Origin of the sequence: Rhizobium oryziradicis (assembly GCF_001939045.1) — a bacterium.
Taxonomy (GTDB): Bacteria; Pseudomonadota; Alphaproteobacteria; order Rhizobiales; family Rhizobiaceae; genus Allorhizobium; species Allorhizobium oryziradicis.
The window spans coordinates 84,901-103,885 of sequence record NZ_MKIM01000029.1; the positions used below are offsets into that span (position 1 = coordinate 84,901).

An 18,985-nucleotide genomic window follows, 5' to 3' on the forward strand; every position below is an offset into this window, starting at 1 on the left:
TCTACTGTGGGCATTTTCACCGGGCGTGACAGGAATTGCCATAAAATGCAACCATGTCATGCGCTCTTGTCCCCGATTGAAATCAAATCAGGTGCCTTGCGATGAAGGGTTGCCTGCTCATAATCGGAAGCCAAAGACAAAAGCCGTGCCTCCGACCAAAGCGGCCCGACAAATACCAGATTGAACGGTGATCCATCCTCATAATAGCCTGCCGGGATGGTCAGAGCCGGAAGGCCGGCAATGTTGATTTCACACACCGTGGTTTCGTGAATGCTCTCCTCTCCGACCCTTGGCGGCAAGGGATCGCGCATTTGCGGAAAGACCAGAGCATCAAGTTGATACTCGGCCATAACCGCATCAAAAATAGAGAGATACTGTTCACGCACCTTGAGAAATGCGGCCATGGACGGCGGTGTTTCCGGGTCGGCCATGCATTCCAGCAGTTCTGGCATTTCGTTCATGAACGCCAGCACACCGTTTGGTGCAAAGGGGTCTTCGGCACTCACGGCTTTGGCAAAATCCTCATAGGTGGCAAAGGGATTGCCGGAGCCGAGACGCTTCAAATAGAGCATCATGTCATAGGGCACGCATTCCATGCCGCGGGCATCATAATGGTCCAGACCGGGCACAGGCTGACCCAGATCGGCAAAGCCGCTGTTTTTGAACGGATCGGCAACCATGCTGGCACCAAGGCCAGTCATTTCACCTTGCGCCCGTGCATAAAGCGCTTGCGTTGCATCAGACAGCGGACGATTGCGCCAGCCGGAACCATAGAGTCCTAATTTTGCACCCTTCATGGCGTGAGGCGTGATCGCCGCGGCGTAGCCCCCCACCGGTCGCTTGCCAATGCCGGCCACGGTTTTGGGATCTTCCACGCAATAGCCAGCAAGAACATCCATCACCAGCGCTGCATCTTTCACGCAACGCGCAATCGGCCCCACCACATCGCGGGTGCTGCCCGCCAGCGGCATAACGCCCGCATTGGGCACCAGTGCGAAAGTCGGCTTCAGGCCAACAAGACCTTGCGCCGAGGCCGGGTTCTGGATCGAGCCGCCCGTTTCTTCCGCCAAGCCAAGAATGGCCATGCTGGTGCCAACCGCCGTTGCCGTGCCTGCACTGCTGCCGCCGGGCATGCGGTCGGGAGCGGCAGAGTTAAGCGTTGGTCCGGCCCAGCTATCGTTGGCATGGCTGCCGGTGGCGCTCAGGACAGGCACATTGGTTTTGCCCAGGATGATACAACCAGCGGCCCGCATCCGTGCCACCACCGGCGAATCCCGGTCCGGCATCAGATCGGTGCCACCCGTGCCGCTGTACAAAAGCTTCCAGCCGCCCGTGGTGGGAAAGCCTGCCATATCCATGGTGTCTTTGACCACAATGGGAATGCCCGCCAGCGGCCCAAGCGGCTCGCCTGCGGCCCGCTTGCGATCAATCTCGCAGGCATCATCCAGCGCCTCCGGGTTGGGAAAGATAATGGCATTATAAGCAGGGTTATAGGTCTTGATGCGTTCCAGAAAGGCAATGGTCAGTTCTTCTGCGGTAAAGGCACCACTGGCCAGACCTGCTGCCGCCTGTTCAACTGTCATTTCCACCAGATCAATGCTGGTTGTGCTTACATGCGGGTTCATCATACATCTCCTCGAAAAAATCAGGCCAATTCGGCAAAGGCTTCAAGCCGCTCAATGTCATGCATGGCGTCAGGGGGAACTTCGCGGGTGATTTCACCGCGTTGCAGGATCAGCACCCGCTCGCTGACGGCTGCGATAAAGCCGAGATTTTGCTCGACCAGCAGAATGGCCAGCCCTCGGCTGATCGCTGCGGCTTTCAGCGTATCGGCAATTTCCTCAATAATAGAAGGCTGAATGCCCTCCGTTGGCTCATCCAGCAGCACAATGCGAGGATCGCCACACAGGCAGCGGGCAAGCGCCAGCAATTGCTGCTCGCCGCCAGAGAGTGCTCCGCCGCGCCGATCCAGATAGGCTTTGAGGCGGGGAAACAGCTCCAGAATATCCGCAAGCACGTCGGTTTCCGGGCGCTTGGACAGGCGGCACCCCACCCGCAGATTGTCCATGACCGACAGGCCCGGAAAAATCTCGCGCCCCTGCGGCACATAGCCAATGCCGCTTCGAGCAATGGTGGTGGGGCTGGCACCCGTGATGGATTTTCCCTCAAACGATACCTTGCCATCACTGGTGGGCAAATGGCTGGTTATAGTGCGCAGCAGGGTGGATTTTCCCATGCCGTTATGCCCCAGAATGCCAACCCGCTCGCCGGGATGAACGCTCAGGCTCAGGCCTTGCAAAATGGGGATACGGCCATAGCCGGAGCGCAGGTTTTTCACCTCAAGCAGTGGAGTTGCGTTGCTCATGCCGCCGTCCTCCCCAGATAGACATCGCGCACCCGCTGATCAGACAGCACGGTATCCACATCGCCTTCCACCAGCACAGCACCTTGGGCAAAGACGGTGACGGTTTTGGCAATCATCCGGATAAAGGCCATGTCATGCTCCACCACAATCACGGCTTGGGTTTTGTTGATTTCCTTGATCAATTCGGCGGTGCGGCGCACTTCCTCGTTGTTCATTCCCGCTGCCGGTTCATCCAGCAGGATCAGGTCGGGTTCTTGCGAAAGCACAGTGGCAATCTCCACCCATTGGCGCTGACCATGGGCCAATTGCCCCACCAGACTGTGGGCAAGGCTGGTAAGACGAAGCCGCTCCAGCACGTCCGAGACAATTTTGCGCGCCGTTGGCCCGGTGCGCTGACGCTGGGCGGCCACCAGCACGTTTTCAAACACCGTGAGACCATCAAACACATTGGGCACTTGCGTTTTGATGCCCACGCCAAGCCTGGCAATCTCATGCGGTTCTGCGCGGGTGGTGTCGGTGCCGCGAAAGGTAACCTTGCCTTCGGTTGGGTGCAATTGCCCGGTGAGGATTTTGAAAAACGTGCTTTTTCCCGCCCCGTTGGGGCCAATCAGGCAACGTAATTCGGATTCTGCCAGCGTGAAATTCACATCCCGCACGGCTGTCACGCCACCAAAGCGCATGGTGATGCCTTTGGCATCGACCAGAGGAACAAGGGTCATGGTTTTGCCTCCTGTGGTTTTGCGGCAATGGGATGTGGGGCTGGCTTCAGCTTAGAGATAAGCGCTGCAATCGATGGCAGAATGCCTTGCGGCACCAGAATGACGAAGATGACCAGAATAATGCCCATGCCGAGGCTGGGGTTGATCACCGCTTGCGTGCCCGACAGATTGATCAGCGCCTGCATGATGACCGCCCCCAGAATGGGGCCGAGAAGCGTGCCAATGCCACCGACCAGCACCGAGACAATCGCTTGTGCCGACATCGACAGTGCAAACACCGACGGGTTCACAAACCCACCCCAAGCCGCATAAATGCACCCGCCGAGACCTGCGATGGCACCGCTGATGGCAAAGGCTGCGAGTTTGTAAAATCGCACATCATAGCCCACCAGCATGGCGCGGGTTTCGTTTTCGCGAATGGCAATCACCACCCGGCCAAACCATGTTGCCAGCAGGCCGCGCAGCAGCACATAGATCAGCAGCAACGCCCCCATGGCGACATACCATGTGCCTTTCTCGTCCAGCCATTGATCCGGCTCGCCGGGAATGTTGAAAGGCGCAAGACCCGGCATGCCGTTAAAGCCACCAAGCTGGGCGCTTCCGATCCGATATTGATCCCCCGATGTGCTGTTGGACAGTTCATAAAGGATGGTGGTGACGGTCAGCGTGATGACCCCGACATAGGCATCGCTGATCCGGCCATAGAACATGAAATAACCCAGCAGGGCGGCAAAAGCCGCGGGAATGAGGATCGACAGGGCAATGGCCCCGGTGGAATCGCCAAAATTGATCACGCCCACGGCATAGGTATAGCCACCAAGACCAAAGAAGGCCGCCTGCCCAAACGACAGGATTCCGGCATAGCCCCACAGGAAAGCCTGACTAAGCGCCAGAATGGCAACCGCCACAAAAAGCGTGGCCTGAAGCAGGCTGAATCCATCGAGAAACAGCGGCATGATCAGCAGTGCCGCCAGACCAAGCCCTGTGACCGTGAGAAAACTGAGAAGACGCGAAGAGATGGGCAACGTCATAGGCTGCTCCTGAAAAATCGACCGGTAATGCCGTTGGGAAGGTTGCGGATCAGCACAATGGCGGCTGCCAGCAAGGCCACTTCGCCCAAAACTGGCGTGGACAGGAAGGATACGATCTCGTTGATCAGGCCAAACAGACCGGATGCCAGCCCCGTTCCCATCACCACTGCCGGACCGCCGCCCAGAACCGTGATAAAGGCGCGCGCCACATAGGCGGCCCCCATGGAGGGTGACACCCCGGAAATGGGCGACAACAACCCACCTGCAAAGCCCGCAAGGCCTGCGCCCAGCGCAAACGTGGACATAAACACCGTTGGCGGATGAATGCCCAATGATGCCGCCATGCGCGGATTTTGCATGGTGGCCCGCAAGAGCAGGCCAAAGTTGGTGCGGCGCATGAGCAGATAAAGACCGCCGAGGGCGAGGATGCTGGCGGCTAGTAGAACCAGACTATAGCCGCTGGCTCCATAACCGCCAATGTTGAACCCACCCACGGGCGTTGGCACCGAATGGATGACATTGCCGAAAATGCTGGTGATCAACCCCACCAGCCCGAGGCTGATGCCCCATGTGGCCAGCATGGTATCAATCATCCGACCATAGAGAAAGCGGATGACGCAGCGCTCAAGAATGAGCCCGATCAGCGCCACCACAATCGGTGGTAAAATCAGCAGTGCAATCCAGATATTGACGCCATGTTCCACAGCGGTTGCTGCCGTATAGGCCCCCAGCATCATGAATTCGCCATGGGCCAGGTTGATAATCCGCATCATGCCGTAAATCACCGCAAGGCCAATGGTGATCAGCACCAGTGTGGCAATGCCCGTGACAATGTTGAAGGCAATCAGGCCAAAGATGTCCATGCTCTGTCCTCAAGTGATGAAACGTAGAGAAGTCCGGCGGGTGGTAGGTGACCCGCCGGGAGGCCCGTTAAAACTGAGGCGTGAACTGTGTCTTGGTATCCGGCTTGGCAATCAGATCGCAACGTCCGCCCGTGTCGGCGGGATATTGATCGGGGAAGGTGGCAAGGATCTCCCATTTGCGGTTTTTCGGCTCTGCCAGATAGGTCGGGCGAATGGTGGCATGGGTCTTGGGGTCCATGGTCACTTTGCCAGCAGGGGCATCGATCGAAAGGCCGCTTTCCAGTGCGGTGATCACTTTGGCCGCCTCAACCGAGCCCGCCTTTTCCACCGCCTTGGCCCAGAGCATCACGCCGTCATAGGTGGCCGTGGCAAGCTCGGAAATATCCTTGGCATCCTCGCCAATGAATTTTTGCAGGCCCGAGACAAAGCCCTTGGCGGCAGGCGTATCCAGATCGGGATAGAAGCCGTAGCAGGTGACAATGCCGTCAGTGGTGGACACATCCATGGCCTGCAATTCATCGCCCAGACCAAACACGCTGGAGCCAACCGGAATCTTGGCCTTCATGCCCGTGGCATCCCACTGGCGATAAAAACCGAGGTGATTGGCTCCAACCAGTGCGGACAGCACAAATTCAGGTGCTGCCTGCTGAATGCGGCTGATGGTGGAGGAAAAGTTGGTGACTTCCAGCGGCAGAAAGTCCACGCCGGCCACCGCGCCGCCATTGGCGGTGACGAATTTCTTCATCCAGTCAGCTGTGATATGGCCGTAATTGTAGTCAGCGGCGATGATATAGGTCTTCTTGCCCCAGTTTTTGGTGGCGTAATCCACCAGATGGTTAACCGTTTGCGCAGGCGTGGTGCCGGTGCAAAACACATTATGATCGCAGACGCCGCCTTCATACTGGGTGTTGTAGAAATACAGCGTCTTGGTGCGATCAAAAATCGGGCGAATGGCCTCACGTGAGGATGATGTGATGCCGCCCTGAATCACATCCACCTTGTCGCGCATGGCCAGTTGCTGGGCATATTGGGTATAGAGCTTGATGTCGCTCTGGGTATCAAAGGCTTTCAGCTCGATCTGGCGGCCCAGCAATCCGCCTTTTTCATTGATCTGGCTGACGGCATATTCAGTGGCCTTGATCATGCGGCGACCTTCAAGGCCAAGCGGCCCCGTGGCATCCAGCAGGCTGCCCATTTTGATCGGCGCTTCTTTTGCGAAGCCCTGACGAACAAAAACAGGTGCCGCCAGCATGCCCGCTCCAAGCCCTCCCAGTTGCAGAGCCCGGCGTCTTGTCATGGAAAAATGCGATTTTGTCATTGAGTTCCCCGACCTTTTGTTTGACCGTTTTGACTGTTTAAATCTTACAGTCACAGGGAAAGCATGAACCGTGCCAACTTATTTTATAATTTAATATCAATATTTTCATTAACTATTGCCGTTTTAATCTGACTTCAATGCTCATTTGATAATCACAAAAACAACAAAATGGGCAAATCGGTTAATTGCCAAAAAGGAGCACGCTCGAAAGATGGCGACACTCTTGCGATTTAGGAAAATGTGAAATTGAGCCGAACGGCTGCGGCGATCCGTTCTGTATCGACGGCATCGCGCCATTGGCATTCATCCTCGCACTCGCCGCGGTTAAACGCCTATCCGAAGGCGATAACGTCAAGCCCGAGGAGGTTGGCCACTCCTCAGGCCCAACCATATCAACATGCTCGATCGATACCCCTTCACACGGCCGGATTTGTCGCACGAGAGGCCCTCAGGCCGTTGTGCAGCCATGCCGTTCTGATGGAGATGATGCAGATTTTCTGCTCAGAGCCCAAGATTAGAGACTGTCAGGTTCAGACTGAACCAGACAGTCTCTAAATTTCTTTGTTTGAGTTTGTCTTGTCGGGAAAACCGGATTCCGCTCTTCCCTGACAAACTCTAGCCGGTGTGGCTTGGATCCATTGCGTTGCGAACATCGGCCAAACCTTTGACGCCGTCAGGATTACCAATAGCGGCCAGACTTTCAAACACTCTCTTGGCATCCCCATAGCGTTTCAAATTCAGATAGACATAACCACGCAGCACCATCAGGTCGACACGCTCCGTTGCAAGGCGGGCACGGCGATCCAGCAGATTGATCGTCTCGGAATACCGGCGTGCCTGAAAACTGGCAACAGCCCGATCGGCCAACAATGCCACCTGCAATTCTGTGGCCTTGGTGCTGTCGAGGTCGCTATTTGTCGCAGCAAAAGCGGCATTATTGGTCAAACCCAACCGCATATAGGCCAGTGATTTGCCATAGCTGGCGTCGCTGCGCACCTTGGCCTGAGCACTGCCAAGAGCATGGTCAAATGCCTCGACGGCTTCCGCCGCGCGATCGGCTTTCATCAGGCACCATCCTTGTGTCAGGGCTTCATCCTGCGAAAGATCTCGCGCGTTCAGGAGCGACCGGCACCCAACAGCACCCGCTCCCCGGTGCTTCGGTGATGGACGCGGAGCGGTATCTCGGCGACCATCCGCGAGGCTGCCTGAACCGTCCCTGTCAGCGTCATTCAACACAACCTCTCGTCGCACACCATTGCGAGATGGTTCAGCAGACGCGACAACGCCGGGCGGACGCTCGCTCAAGGCGGCGATGCGCGGTGAGCGCGCGGCCCAAAGCGCTTGGATACGCTTGACCTCAGCTGGCATTTTCAGCTCATCGGCAGTGACGGCTACTCCATAGGCCGAAGGCTCATCATCGGGCTTCCACGACAATGCCAGCTCAAACCACTTCAACGCGAGCTGTGGCTGCTGAAAAGCGCGGGCATACCAGCCAAATTGCTGGGCGGTATTTGCGTCTTTGGCAGAGGCTGTTTCGGTCGCCATGCGCTCGAGCACGTCTGATTGAATAGCAACCGGAGGCACCTGCGCCAGAAGATTGGTTGCTGCGGCGAGATAGGAGCTTCGCGCCTCATCGGAGCTGTTGCGCCACCCGTACATGACCTGTTCTGCGGCTGCAAAATCCTTGCGCGATTGCAAAATCAGTGCAAGCCCTTGCGAGGCCGATGCACTGTCTTGCTTTTCATGGGCAAAGCGGAACCATTTTTCTGCCTCCCCCGGCATATTGCGCCGGAAACTATACCAGCCAAGCAACAAGGCATCGGCAGCACTTTGGCGTGTCTCAGCCAGATGTCGCAATCTGTCTAGCCAAACACCTGACAAAGCCATAGATGGCTTATCGGTGGCTTCGGCCACAAAACGGCGAGCAAGATCGTCGCGCAAGCCTTCAAACTCAGGCTTTCCTGTCGCATCCGGCTTTTCCATTGCCAAAAGCCCATCCAGCATGGCCGGAGGCAAGAGATTGGAGGCTTTCTGCACTGTCGCGAGGCGCTCGGCAGGAACCGTACAATTTGTCAGAATATAGCCGTAGGCATCACGCGACCTCTCAGGGCGTCCGGTTTTGGCAAATGCCTCCGCAACGCGCCAGAGCGCATCAACATCGTTACATGTCAGCAATTCAGGATTCCTGGATGCCGTCTCGATCACGCTGCCATATTGCTTCAGCTCGGAAGCCTTGACCAAGGCCTCATGAACTTCGGCCTGCTTCAGCATTGCTGCGAGGTCATCTGGCACCTGCCAGCTGCTGTCGGTCTTTTGGCGCTCGGCGATCGCTTTCCGCACCTCATCAAAGCGCTTTTCGGCAAAGAGTTTCCACATGGCATCGATCTGCGGATCTCCGCCAGGCTGGTCTGCCAAGGGGTCTTTGGGAGGCACCCAATTGGGGTAGAGCGCTCTTAGACGCGCAGTTTCAGCCTGAAGCCTGACCGTATCTCCACGCCTTGCAAAATAGCGAAGAGCGCTGAGATCCGCAGGAAGCGGCCCTGATCTGGCGTTTGTCGCCGGTGATGATGCCCCCGCCCCCGTCTGTCCATTGATGGTTGGCACCGCCTGTGCCAGCAACACCGGATCACGCGGCAATCGCTCGGTGCGCGGCCATGCCTGTGATTGGGACGCTGAGAGCAGCTCACCTCCTGTCTCAAACGCTTGATCCAACCCACCCAGACGAATGCCTGCGACGGCACCGCTTGACACAATGAGAGATGAAAAAGCGATGATAAAGCGATATTTCAATGCCGCCTCCCAAGTCTGCCAAGCAAGAAGTTCGTAACCAAGCCCAAAGCGACGAGAAAGCCAGCAAGTGTGAATGCATAAAAGGAGATGTTGCTGGAGAACCAGTTGGCCGCGATCAGCCTCACGTTACTGAGAGAAAACGATTGGGTGGCAAACAGTTCTGTGCGTTGAGGCGCAACGGTCTCCACCTCGTTCGTCGCCGTATTCAGTGTCGAAATGCGACCAGAGATCCGACGCCAGTTTTCCTCTTTCGCCATCAAAGCCATACCGAGATCCAGGTCGGTGCCTGTCGGGGCTGTTATCAACGTCAGAATCCCTTTTCCCGAGCTTATTTTGCCTTGTGCAATCATGAATGCGCTATTGTCGGAAGGTGAAAAATCCACATCCGCACTCGGCAAAAAGCGCAGTGAATCGGATGTGAGGTTGAAATTGCGGGCAAGCCAATCACCGAACACGCCAATATTGCCTTGCCATCCGCCATCATGAACCTTGGTCTTCCAATCCTCGAACCGCACTGTATTGTCGTCCTCACGGGCTCGAGCCTCCGGTGTATGCCAGGCTGTCTGGCTGCCGGGTTCTATACTGAGATGCGCCAGAAGAGCGGGTGACATTTCCGATATCGCGCCCACCATGATGCTATCGCGTCCCGTCATCGCCGCAGGGGTCGAAACAACCTCAAACGGAATAATGTGGCCCGCCGAGGTTGCCAGCCGTGCAGCAAGGGTCGCCGTTGCCGAAAATGTATCCGTATCCAGCCTGCTCATGTAGAGCGCTGCCGGGCGCTGCTCCGTGGCTGACGCGTAAGGGGCCGCCGTTCCATTGGTTGCAGCGAGATTGGGTGTCACCCCCATGCGCGCAAAATCGGGCATGTAGAATTCTGACGTATCGAATAGCGCAAAGCGCGGCGCATGGGATTTTGGAGCGCCGGGCAGGCATGTGACATCGGACTCCGTGCGCAGCACGGCCTCAATATCGATTCTATTCGTGCCGGGAACGAAATGCCGCATCGGAATTTTAATCGGCATATGGCGGAAAATGCCGCCCTCGTGCGAGCTGATGGGCATGGTGGAGGCAATCTGCCCGTTGACGTAGATGTCGATCTGGCTTCCCGGCAACACCTCTGGCGAATAGGCTGCATCCAGCAGTATCTGCGCCTCACCATAGGCTTGCGCGTAGAAATCAGATGGCACGGCAACCATAAAGCCCGTGCGGAAGCGTCTGCCGGAAAATTCCTGGCTGCGGATACCCAATTGCGACAGCGGAAGCGTGGTTTCAGAGTCAATCACAGGTGCATCTGGCGCAGACCAGCCGCTATTGGACACGATGGCGCTTTGCTCTGTTGAAACGACACGTGAACCCGCCAGTGTATCAACGGCAGCTTTCAGCGCCTCCGGCGTTGGCCCGCTGACAACCAATGCATTGACCCCACCAAACGAGGGCGGGCCAGACATGAAGGAAACACTTGGCCCGGTTCGTGAATCTTGCGGAGCGGACGGCAACATGCCCGTGATCTCAGCCGTCGTGCCGAAAAGAACGACGAGATTGCCTGCGGGCGCAGACGGTGGCAGATCCGGCCGGATTGTAATCTTCTCATTCGGCATATGCGCCCGAAGGGCCAATGCTTGCGCCAGGCGCAGCAACTCTTCCGTGCGGGTCGGATTTTCCAATGCGGGCGCCACAATATCGATTGTGGTCACGCGTTGCGCATCAAGACCGACAGCAGCAATATCACCAACACTGGTCAACTCACCCGCCACATCGCTGCTGAAAGAGAGATAGGTCTTTGCCGGATCAAGCCGGGTCCAAAGATCGTAGGTGGATTGTGGTGTGCAATCGGTTCTATGGGTCTGAAGGACCGAGAGCGATAAAAGATTTGCCCCCGGCTTCAAAGCACCGGCCGGCAACGTAAAGACCATGCTCCCGCCAGCATCATCGGGAGAGGCGATTGCCGCAGAACCCGATGGTACGCCGTTAATCTCAAGGGACAACTGCGAGCTTTCCGGTGAGACAAGAATGGAATTTTGATAGCCAACCGTCACTGTGTTGGCAGCAGCAGCCTCTTTTGCGGTCAGATAGATCACCCAACGCCGCGCATCAATTTCGCCGGAAAGGCTTAAGTTGGCGAAAGGCAAGAGGTAACGGCGATTGCGATCTTCACGCGGCACAGCCACAGCAGCCCCGGTGTCGCGCGCAATGCCTGCGGGAGCGGGTGCTGGGCTTGCGGGAGCCGGTGCTGGTGCCAATATAGGTGCCAGCATCGGTGTGGATTTGGCAGGCGGCATCACAGGGCTCTGCACAAGAGGCTCCGGCGCGGCCGCACCCGGCACCTTCTCAGGCGTCATGTCAAAAGGAGCGGCCTGTGAAAATGCCACGCTTGCGGACACAGAAAACAAAGCAATGGTGAGACATACGCGCTTCATCACTTGCCCCCCTCAACCGGGTTGACCTTGGTGCTGAACGCCTTTGTCAGATAATAGAAGCCGCGCGTGGTCTGGTAAAATGCAATGCCGAGGAAGTTGATCGTTCCACGGATAAGACCCGGATTTTTATGACGGCGCTTCTGGAATTCACTCCATTGGGAGGAATTTGCAAACATCAAATCGGCAATCAACCTGTGATCCAATGTTTGCTGCGGAGAAAACGTGCAACCAATGCCGACATAGCCATCCCCCACATGACTGCGGACAATATTGACCGGCATGGTCGAAGGCGCACCGTCGCAAAACGGTTTGATCCGGATTGTTCCAGCCGTTTCCTGTGCGGCTGCCTGCATGCTGGCCGCATCGCTATCCTTGCAAAACACATGGATCAGCATGCCATGCACCGACACATTCTCCACACGGGCCTGATGCCATTCATTGGCCAGCATAAACTCGCAGCGGCGCTCGACCGTGACACGGCGGGAGGATGATTTATCGCCCTTTTCCGAAACGACACCCAGCGCACAGCCTGCAAAAATCAGGTTGAGCAGGTTCCAGCCGCCAACCACCAGCGTCACATCCGCCTTGTATGGCTCGGCGTAGATACGATAGGCCGCCACCACGGTTGCCACGGCCAGCACGCCGAAAATGATAAAGAACGGCAGGCCAATTTCCGACAGACGGCTCTGCTTGATCGATTCGTCCTTGGCCGTCACTTTGAAGGTCGGCTTGGTGGGATGAAGCATCACAGAAATGATGGCAGGCAAGAGATGGATCGTCTGCACATATTCATAAAGCTCAGAAATCCACGGCCAGCGAAACCGTCCGTAGAGATAATTCTGTATCAGCAAATTCGCCAGCATATAGGTGGCTGTATAGGCGAGGAACGTCCCTCCTGATGCCACGAAAATCTGAAGATCGAAGAAAATGTAGAACAAGGGCGCGATCAGAAAAATCGTGCGCGGGATTGGAAACAACCAGAACAGCGTCGACGACATATAGCAAAGCCGCTGGGCAAGGCTCAGGCCACGCCTGAACATGGGCTGACGAAAAATCAAAATCTGCATCATGCCTTGCGCCCATCGGCTACGCTGGCCGATAAAGCTGGCAAATGTTGCCGGTTGCAAACCGGCGATCAGCGATTTGTCAACGTAAACGCTGTTCCAGCCACTGGAGTGCAAGGCCAACGCCGTTTCGCAATCCTCGGTGATGCTGATGCCGCTAAACCCGCCAGCTTCGTCAAGCGCTCTGCGGCGCAGCACCGCCGCCGAGCCGCAAAAGAATGACCCGTTCCATTTGTCCAGCCCGCGCTGGATAATGCCATAGAACATCTCGTTTTCGCCGGGCATTTTCTCAAATGTATTGAGATTACGCTCAATCGGATCCGGATTCAGAAAGAAATGCGGCGTTTGAACCAGGAACAATTTTGGATCGTCTTCGAAGTACCCAACGGTTTCCAACAGAAAGTCCTGGGCTGGCGCATGGTCAGCGTCAAACACCACAATCAACTCTCCGGTTGAATGCTGCATGCCATTGTTCAGATTTCCGGCTTTCGCGTGTTCATTCCTATCGCGTGTGAGATAGCGTACCCCCATTTCGCGGCACAGGGTCTGCAACTCTTCGTGGCGTCGCTCTGCCGCATGGGCCTGCGGAATGTCATTGGAACTGCGCTTTTGAAGTGTGCCGCCATCATCAAGCAGCCAAACCGTAATTTTATCAGCCGGATAGTCGAGATTTCTGGTCGCCCCGAGCGTATTGGCAAGCATCTGGGGATCTTCGTTATAGGTCGGGATAAAGATGTCCACTGTCGGTTTATAATCGGCGGAGCCGCGCTTGCCCACGCTGGAGCGCAAGGGCGACGACACAATCACCAGACTGAGTGCCAGCATGACCACACTGTACATTTCGGCAATGTAGAGCACGATGCCGGGAATGAAGTTCTCAAGCTGGTTCACCGGCGGCAAGGTGCTGGTGGTGCGCCAATAAACATAACGCAGCACAACAGCCGTGCCGCAAGCCAGGCCAACCATGCGCCAGGGCCCTTTAATCTCCAGTGTCTTGAGCGTGGCCAGCACAACGACGGCAAGAAGTGTCGCAATCAGATGCGTCTGCAAACTGATCGGCAGCGAGATCAGGATCAGAAAACCGGCGGATACCAGCGCCCACGCGAGAAAGCTCACTGCCTTTAGCATATCGACAACTCTTCACATGAGGAATTTGAATTGTGAGCGCCCGCGCGCGCATGCCGCCGCAGATGACGATCCAATTGGTCACGATCCGCTTGGTCAGGGTCCGCTTGGTCAGGGAAAGGCAGCCGGGCTATTCGCATGTTGCATTTGTCCTTCCTGCCGGGCAAGGCGGAGACGGGATGGTGACTTTCTGGAAAGGCCTGCTGCTTCCGGCACCCATTGTATCGGTGGACATGCCTTGAAGAGCCTGAGACGAAGGCTGGCTGGTGGAGACGGGTGGCGCAGGAATCTGCGGCATGACCGCCCCCGGTGTGGCTGCCATTGGTGCAACAGGCTGAGGCGCGTTCGATGGCTCGCGATTAACCTGCTGAACTTTTTGTACATTTACGGGCTGCACACTCGCAGGCCGCACATTCACGGGCCTTACCCCATGGACCATCAGCGGAGTTGCGGCAACGGGTTTGTCAAGCTCACCCTGTCTACCGATCGGATAGAGCGGTTGACCGGCAGTGCCAATGTTTGCGGCAAGCCGTGGTGGTGCTCCATAGGGGTTCCAGGCTGACGAATTGAACGCGCCCGTCAACGTGTAGTGGTACATCACAGACAGCAATGTGTTTTGCGTCGCCCCTGCCTGACACAACCGCAACCGAATCTGAATCATGCCGGTATCACCGAACAGGGTTCGGTTCTCGTCAGCCGTGCGAATTTGCTGCCATCCAAACAGGCATAGATCGTTTCCAACACCTTTGCCGATGGCATAGGAAAACGCACCATAATCATTCTGAAGATAGTCAGGCGATATGACCATACGCGTAGATGGAAAATCTGCCTGCATCTCTGCCGCCAAACGCGCCTGATGGAAAGCAACATAAGGGAGATTTTCTCGCGCTTCATATTGAGGCCCCACAGGCCCCCAATAGGTCGCCTTGACGTAGTTTTGCCCTGACGTTAGTGCATCTGTTCTGAGATATATTTGCTGCACAACGGCATTGGAGTAATTTGTCTGAACAATTGTTAGCGCGTCAAATGACCCAGGCGAGAGAAACACCAAAGCTTTCTCTGGCGCCACCGTAACCGGGACAATAGACGTCTGGATACCTCCGGTTTGCGCACAACCATAAAGAACAAGACCGAACAGAATCACCCCTATTCTGCCGATACCAGCAGCCGCAGCTCCGACAATATTTAAAAGATAAAGCGACGGCATTGGCAACATTCTCAACTTTTAACAGGAAGTTAAGTAATGTTTAAATAAATATGGTTAATTATGGGTTAACCAAACAGACAAAGCTGAAATACACCGCGAGGTTGCGTCGCAGCTCCAGGCGGCCAAAACACACGCGAAAAAGAAATATGGCAGTCTGTCTGGCCCAATCTGAACCTGACAGGTTCTAGAAATTCGCAACCACGCTCATCTGCGCCGCGCTGGAGCGCAGACCTTTGCCGAATTCACCGGAATAGCCCACCGTCAGGCGGGCCGACTTTGAGATCTTTGCAGAGACGCCGAGTTTTGCCAGCAAGGAATCCCGAGGCATCTCGACACCTTCGATGATAAACGGTGAGCCACTCGCAAAAGCCAGACTGGAATACGGCGTCCCATCGCCGCCGATATGCCGCCAGCCCAACATGCCTGAGACGGCCACAGGCAAGTCGACTTCCAGCCAATCCATGGACCAGCGCAAACCAAGCGTAGACGTCGCAATCGCATCACGGCTGTCGGCAGCCGACAAGGCCGCAGCACCGCCGTTTTCCCGGAAAGCACCAGTGCCGAGATTGACATAGGCAACGTTGGCAAATGGCTGAAGCTTGACGGCATCCAGTTCCTGTGTCCAGGACAGATCCGCGAAAACCTGGGAGGTGGCGCTGGCATAATCGGCGGAGAGTTGGTTGAAAAACGTGCCAAAAGAGACAGTGCGCAGGGTTGACGCTTCGTTGTGGGCGTAGATGGCCCCGCCAACGAGTTTCATCATGCCGATATCGCCCACGGTATAAAGGCCAGCATGATACGATTCTGTGTTCGCGTGATCGAACGAGTCACGGCTATAGCCCACCAGCCCGCCGAAGCGCCATTGATCGGAGATCGGCGCGTCTGCCCCCAAGACAACGCCTGCGGTGCGGGAATCAATGCCTGCTGCATTTGCATTGCTCGACCATTGGTTGGACGACGCAAAGCCAGAGCTCCAGACCATCACGCCGTCCTTTGGCTGAGCAGGACGCGACGCGATTTCGTCGATGATCGCCTCGCGCGTAAAACGGCTTTCCCAGAGCAACGCGCTTTTGAGTGAAGCATGCACCTCGCCGCTCAACTGCGAAAACGCGCTGTTCGCAGTCGTGGAATCCAGCGACAATACCGCACCATAAAGCAAGTTTCCTGATGGCAATGTTTCAACACCCGTCGCGGCCGCGCGACCGTTTGGGGTGCGCGCAACATCCTTGAATTGCACACTGTTCCGATCAAGTTGCATGTCTATAGTGGAGGCACCGTAGGCCAGCGTTGGCGACAGGAAGGCAAAATCGCTTGAAACGCTGTCGAATCTGCCCGTGATGTTACCAGCGCTCAGGATGTTATACTTGGTTGCCAACCCATAATTGCCGCCGGCAGCTCTAATGTCCAGCGTGCCTCCTTGGATGGAAACAACACCCGTTGCGCGCACCGTATCGGAAAGCCCGCTTGCGTCAATGTCCACCTGATAGGTTGAACCTGAGCGAAACGTCAGGTCTCCGTTAACAGCCATCGTTCCGATTCCCGGACCCGGTGCAAGCACGCCTCCTGCATTCACAAAAAGCCCGCCAACGAGGCCGCTGCCTGACAGCAGACCACCGTCATCAATATCGACTGCTCCGGATATCGTTCCATCATTGATCAGTGAGCCGCCCGAAACTGTTGCAGTCCCATTGATTGTGCCGGTGTTGGAGAACGTGCCACGTTTATTGGTGAGTGCTGCAATTGTTCCGTCGTTCGAGCCCTTACCCGAATTTGCGATCGAACCCGCCACTGCACCGCTGTTGTTAACAAATCGGCCAGCCGTTCCAACATCAACATCAGCCAGTGTCGCATTGTTGATAACACTGCCTCCATGCACTGTCGTGGTACCCGTAACTGCACCACCTGCATTATTCGTGAAGGTGCCAGCATCGTTCTGTAGCGACGCAACCGCGCCCGCGTTGGTGACCGTACCGGAATTCCGAATTGCGCCAGCCGTGGCTCCGCTGTTGTTGACGAACGCAGCGACCGCCGCCACATCCGCATCGGTAATGACGAAATTGTTGGTAACAGTTCCGCCTCCGATTGTCGTTTTACCGGTAATCGTACCACCTGAATTATTGGTGAAATTGCCACTCGTGTTGGTCAAGGCGGCAAGAGAGCCAGCATTCGAGCTCTTGCCAGCATTGACAACCGTACCGGCGGTGGCACCGCTGGCATTGGTGAATGTGCCGTTTTGACCGACATTGACGTTTTTGAGAGTGGCGTTGTTCGCCACGCTGCCGCCGGAAATGTTGCTGTCGCCTGTCACCACGCCGCCCGCATTGTTGGTGAAAGAACCGTCGTCGTTCTGCAGGGAGGCAATGGTTCCTGCATTGACGACAGTGCCTAAATTCTGGATTGCGCCCGCGGTTGCGCCAGTATTGTTCACAAATGCGGCCGCTGCGGCCACATCGGCATCCGTCATGATAAAATTATTTGTGACAGTTCCGCCCGAAACCGTTGTTTTTCCCGTCACCGTCCCACCGCTATTGTTGGTGAAGTTGCCTGCGGTGTTGGTCAGGCTTTTTATCGTCCCGGCATTGGACGTGGTACCCGCATTGGTGACCGTGCCACCCGTCGCGCCACTGTTATTGACGAAAGTCGCGCCCGCGGAAACGTTGACCGCGCCAACCGCACCATTGTTGGACAGCGCGGTCCCAGCCCCAACCAAGGCACGACTGAGTCCGCCGTTCACGGTGACATTGCCGTTGTTAAGCATTAGTTGACCATTCAGATCACCGTCAACGGCGAAGCTGCCGCCATCAAGGTTGACGTTCGAGTTCATCACTCCGCCTGCATTGATGCTGACACTGCCAGAATTGATCGTCGTGCCACTCGTGGCCGACAGTGCGCCGGTATTGGTGATGGTAACGTTTCCGCCACCCACATCCAGATGATTGACTGTCACATTATTTGTAACCTGTGGCGAGCCTGCATTGACGCTCGCCGTATCACCTGCGCCAGGGGATGCAGGGGTCCAGTTTGACGTATTGCTGAATTGATTGTCAGCACTGCCAGACCAAACAGATTGGGCAAAACCCTGCGCAGGCAGCACGATACAAGCCAGCGCCGTGAACACGCACATACGGCTGTAAAATGCTGAGAACAGTGATTTCATCTGGATCCAACTGAGGCTAACATGTAACCGAATACATCGACAGGACGGTTAACAATTTCTATCGAAGTCTGTTTAACAAAGTGTTAGATCTACAACATAAAGGCCGCAGGGGATTCGTGGGCATTTCTGCATCAGTACACCGCTAAGAATTCCTATTCACGTCTCGACGAACAGCCAATTGGCCTTCTCTCGGTGTTTACTGTTGATTTTCATTGGGAACGAACCTGCCTTTAATAACGAGGCCCTCTGAAATTGCCTGATGTCAACGGCCTTCAATATGCATCAGGATGATACTGCTATGGCCCACGCCAGCGCACCAGAAACGGCCGGGAGGCGGACCAGTCCGCCCATTGCATGCTTTGTCATTGATCTTTAAAGGGGGCTCGAGGAGCTAGGACGCGTCAATTGGCGGGCTCGGCTTGCAGCTCATCCGCGATTGAGTCGAGCGCTTCGATGGGCACCGCAACCACTATTGCACGTGCTTCTCTCTATCTCTGGGCCGTCGTGGACTTGTTCAGTCGGACTGTTCTGTCGTGGGGGCTGTCGATCACGATGGAAGCAGCCTTCTGAAGCGAAGCGGTCAAGAACGCGATGGCCAGTAACGGCAAACCCGTCATATTCAATGCCGACAATCCAAAGCTCCCAGTTTCCCTCTATGGGCTTCAAGGCCGTGTCGAATAATCACGATTGTTCGCAACAACGGACGGACATTCGGCGTCTATTGTGATGTGCTGAACACTGGCAGGCTGAAGGTTGGCGGTGGGATGGAGCTGGAGGCGGGCGCATTCGGCGCTTGAGTGTCCAATGCTGCGTTTAAAGCTTCTATTACCCCCCTATACGCAGAAAAGCCCACTCGCGAGAGTGGGCTTTGATTTTGTTGTATATTTGGTTGCGGGGGCAGGATTTGAACCTGCGGCCTTCAGGTT

At 56.0% G+C, this 18,985-nt stretch carries 11 protein-coding genes; all 11 read right to left on the reverse strand.

Features of this window, described 5'->3' with window-relative positions; all coding sequences use genetic code 11:
- Positions 1–56 precede the first annotated feature (56 nt).
- Positions 57–1,625: an amidase gene (locus BJF95_RS19915; protein WP_075641239.1), complete on the reverse strand. Its 1,569-nt coding sequence runs from the start codon at positions 1,623–1,625 to the stop codon at positions 57–59.
- 20 nt (positions 1,626–1,645) lie between these two features.
- On the reverse strand, positions 1,646–2,365 hold the full coding sequence (locus tag BJF95_RS19920) for an ABC transporter ATP-binding protein (protein WP_075641240.1): 720 nt from the start codon (positions 2,363–2,365) through the stop codon (positions 1,646–1,648).
- On the reverse strand, positions 2,362–3,084 hold the full coding sequence (locus tag BJF95_RS19925; RefSeq protein WP_075641241.1) for an ATP-binding cassette domain-containing protein: 723 nt from the start codon (positions 3,082–3,084) through the stop codon (positions 2,362–2,364). Before BJF95_RS19925 ends, BJF95_RS19920 begins: the two co-directional genes overlap by 4 nt.
- Complete coding sequence (locus BJF95_RS19930; protein WP_075641242.1) at positions 3,081–4,115, reverse strand: ABC transporter permease subunit; 1,035 nt, start codon at positions 4,113–4,115, stop codon at positions 3,081–3,083. Before BJF95_RS19930 ends, BJF95_RS19925 begins: the two co-directional genes overlap by 4 nt.
- Positions 4,112–4,978 (reverse strand): ABC transporter permease subunit, encoded by an 867-nt coding sequence (locus BJF95_RS19935; protein ID WP_075641243.1) that lies wholly within the window; start codon positions 4,976–4,978, stop codon positions 4,112–4,114. Before BJF95_RS19935 ends, BJF95_RS19930 begins: the two co-directional genes overlap by 4 nt.
- A gap of 67 nt (positions 4,979–5,045) precedes the next feature.
- Positions 5,046–6,296 carry an urea ABC transporter substrate-binding protein gene (locus BJF95_RS19940; RefSeq protein WP_139317576.1) on the reverse strand — a complete coding sequence of 417 codons (1,251 nt, stop codon included), beginning with the start codon at positions 6,294–6,296 and terminating at the stop codon, positions 5,046–5,048.
- A gap of 615 nt (positions 6,297–6,911) precedes the next feature.
- On the reverse strand, positions 6,912–9,086 hold the full coding sequence (locus BJF95_RS19945; RefSeq protein ID WP_075641244.1) for a hypothetical protein: 2,175 nt from the start codon (positions 9,084–9,086) through the stop codon (positions 6,912–6,914).
- On the reverse strand, positions 9,083–11,506 hold the full coding sequence (locus BJF95_RS19950; RefSeq protein ID WP_075641245.1) for a cellulose biosynthesis cyclic di-GMP-binding regulatory protein BcsB: 2,424 nt from the start codon (positions 11,504–11,506) through the stop codon (positions 9,083–9,085). The genes BJF95_RS19945 and BJF95_RS19950 overlap by 4 nt, the downstream gene beginning before the upstream one ends.
- Entirely contained in the window at positions 11,506–13,698 is a 2,193-nt protein-coding gene (gene bcsA, locus BJF95_RS19955) for a UDP-forming cellulose synthase catalytic subunit (RefSeq protein ID WP_075641246.1), read from the reverse strand. The genes BJF95_RS19950 and bcsA overlap by 1 nt, the downstream gene beginning before the upstream one ends.
- Before the next feature lie 127 nt (positions 13,699–13,825).
- Positions 13,826–14,911, reverse strand: coding sequence for a cellulose biosynthesis protein BcsN (gene bcsN, locus BJF95_RS19960; RefSeq protein ID WP_083638927.1), 1,086 nt, complete (start codon positions 14,909–14,911; stop codon positions 13,826–13,828).
- A 175-nt stretch (positions 14,912–15,086) separates the two neighbouring features.
- Positions 15,087–18,059, reverse strand: coding sequence for an autotransporter outer membrane beta-barrel domain-containing protein (locus tag BJF95_RS19965; RefSeq protein ID WP_075641247.1), 2,973 nt, complete (start codon positions 18,057–18,059; stop codon positions 15,087–15,089).
- Positions 18,060–18,985 lie beyond the last annotated feature (926 nt).

Coding starts and splice junctions, on each gene's coding strand:
- BJF95_RS19915 (WP_075641239.1), bottom strand. CDS start 1,625: ATGAACCCGCATGTAAGCACAACCAGCATTGATCTGGTGGAAATGACA.
- BJF95_RS19920 (WP_075641240.1), bottom strand. CDS start 2,365: ATGAGCAACGCAACTCCACTGCTTGAGGTGAAAAACCTGCGCTCCGGC.
- BJF95_RS19925 (WP_075641241.1), bottom strand. CDS start 3,084: ATGACCCTTGTTCCTCTGGTCGATGCCAAAGGCATCACCATGCGCTTT.
- BJF95_RS19930 (WP_075641242.1), bottom strand. CDS start 4,115: ATGACGTTGCCCATCTCTTCGCGTCTTCTCAGTTTTCTCACGGTCACA.
- BJF95_RS19935 (WP_075641243.1), bottom strand. CDS start 4,978: ATGGACATCTTTGGCCTGATTGCCTTCAACATTGTCACGGGCATTGCC.
- BJF95_RS19940 (WP_139317576.1), bottom strand. CDS start 6,296: ATGACAAAATCGCATTTTTCCATGACAAGACGCCGGGCTCTGCAACTG.
- BJF95_RS19950 (WP_075641245.1), bottom strand. CDS start 11,506: ATGAAGCGCGTATGTCTCACCATTGCTTTGTTTTCTGTGTCCGCAAGC.
- bcsA (WP_075641246.1), bottom strand. CDS start 13,698: ATGCTAAAGGCAGTGAGCTTTCTCGCGTGGGCGCTGGTATCCGCCGGT.
- bcsN (WP_083638927.1), bottom strand. CDS start 14,911: ATGTTGCCAATGCCGTCGCTTTATCTTTTAAATATTGTCGGAGCTGCG.
- BJF95_RS19965 (WP_075641247.1), bottom strand. CDS start 18,059: ATGAAATCACTGTTCTCAGCATTTTACAGCCGTATGTGCGTGTTCACG.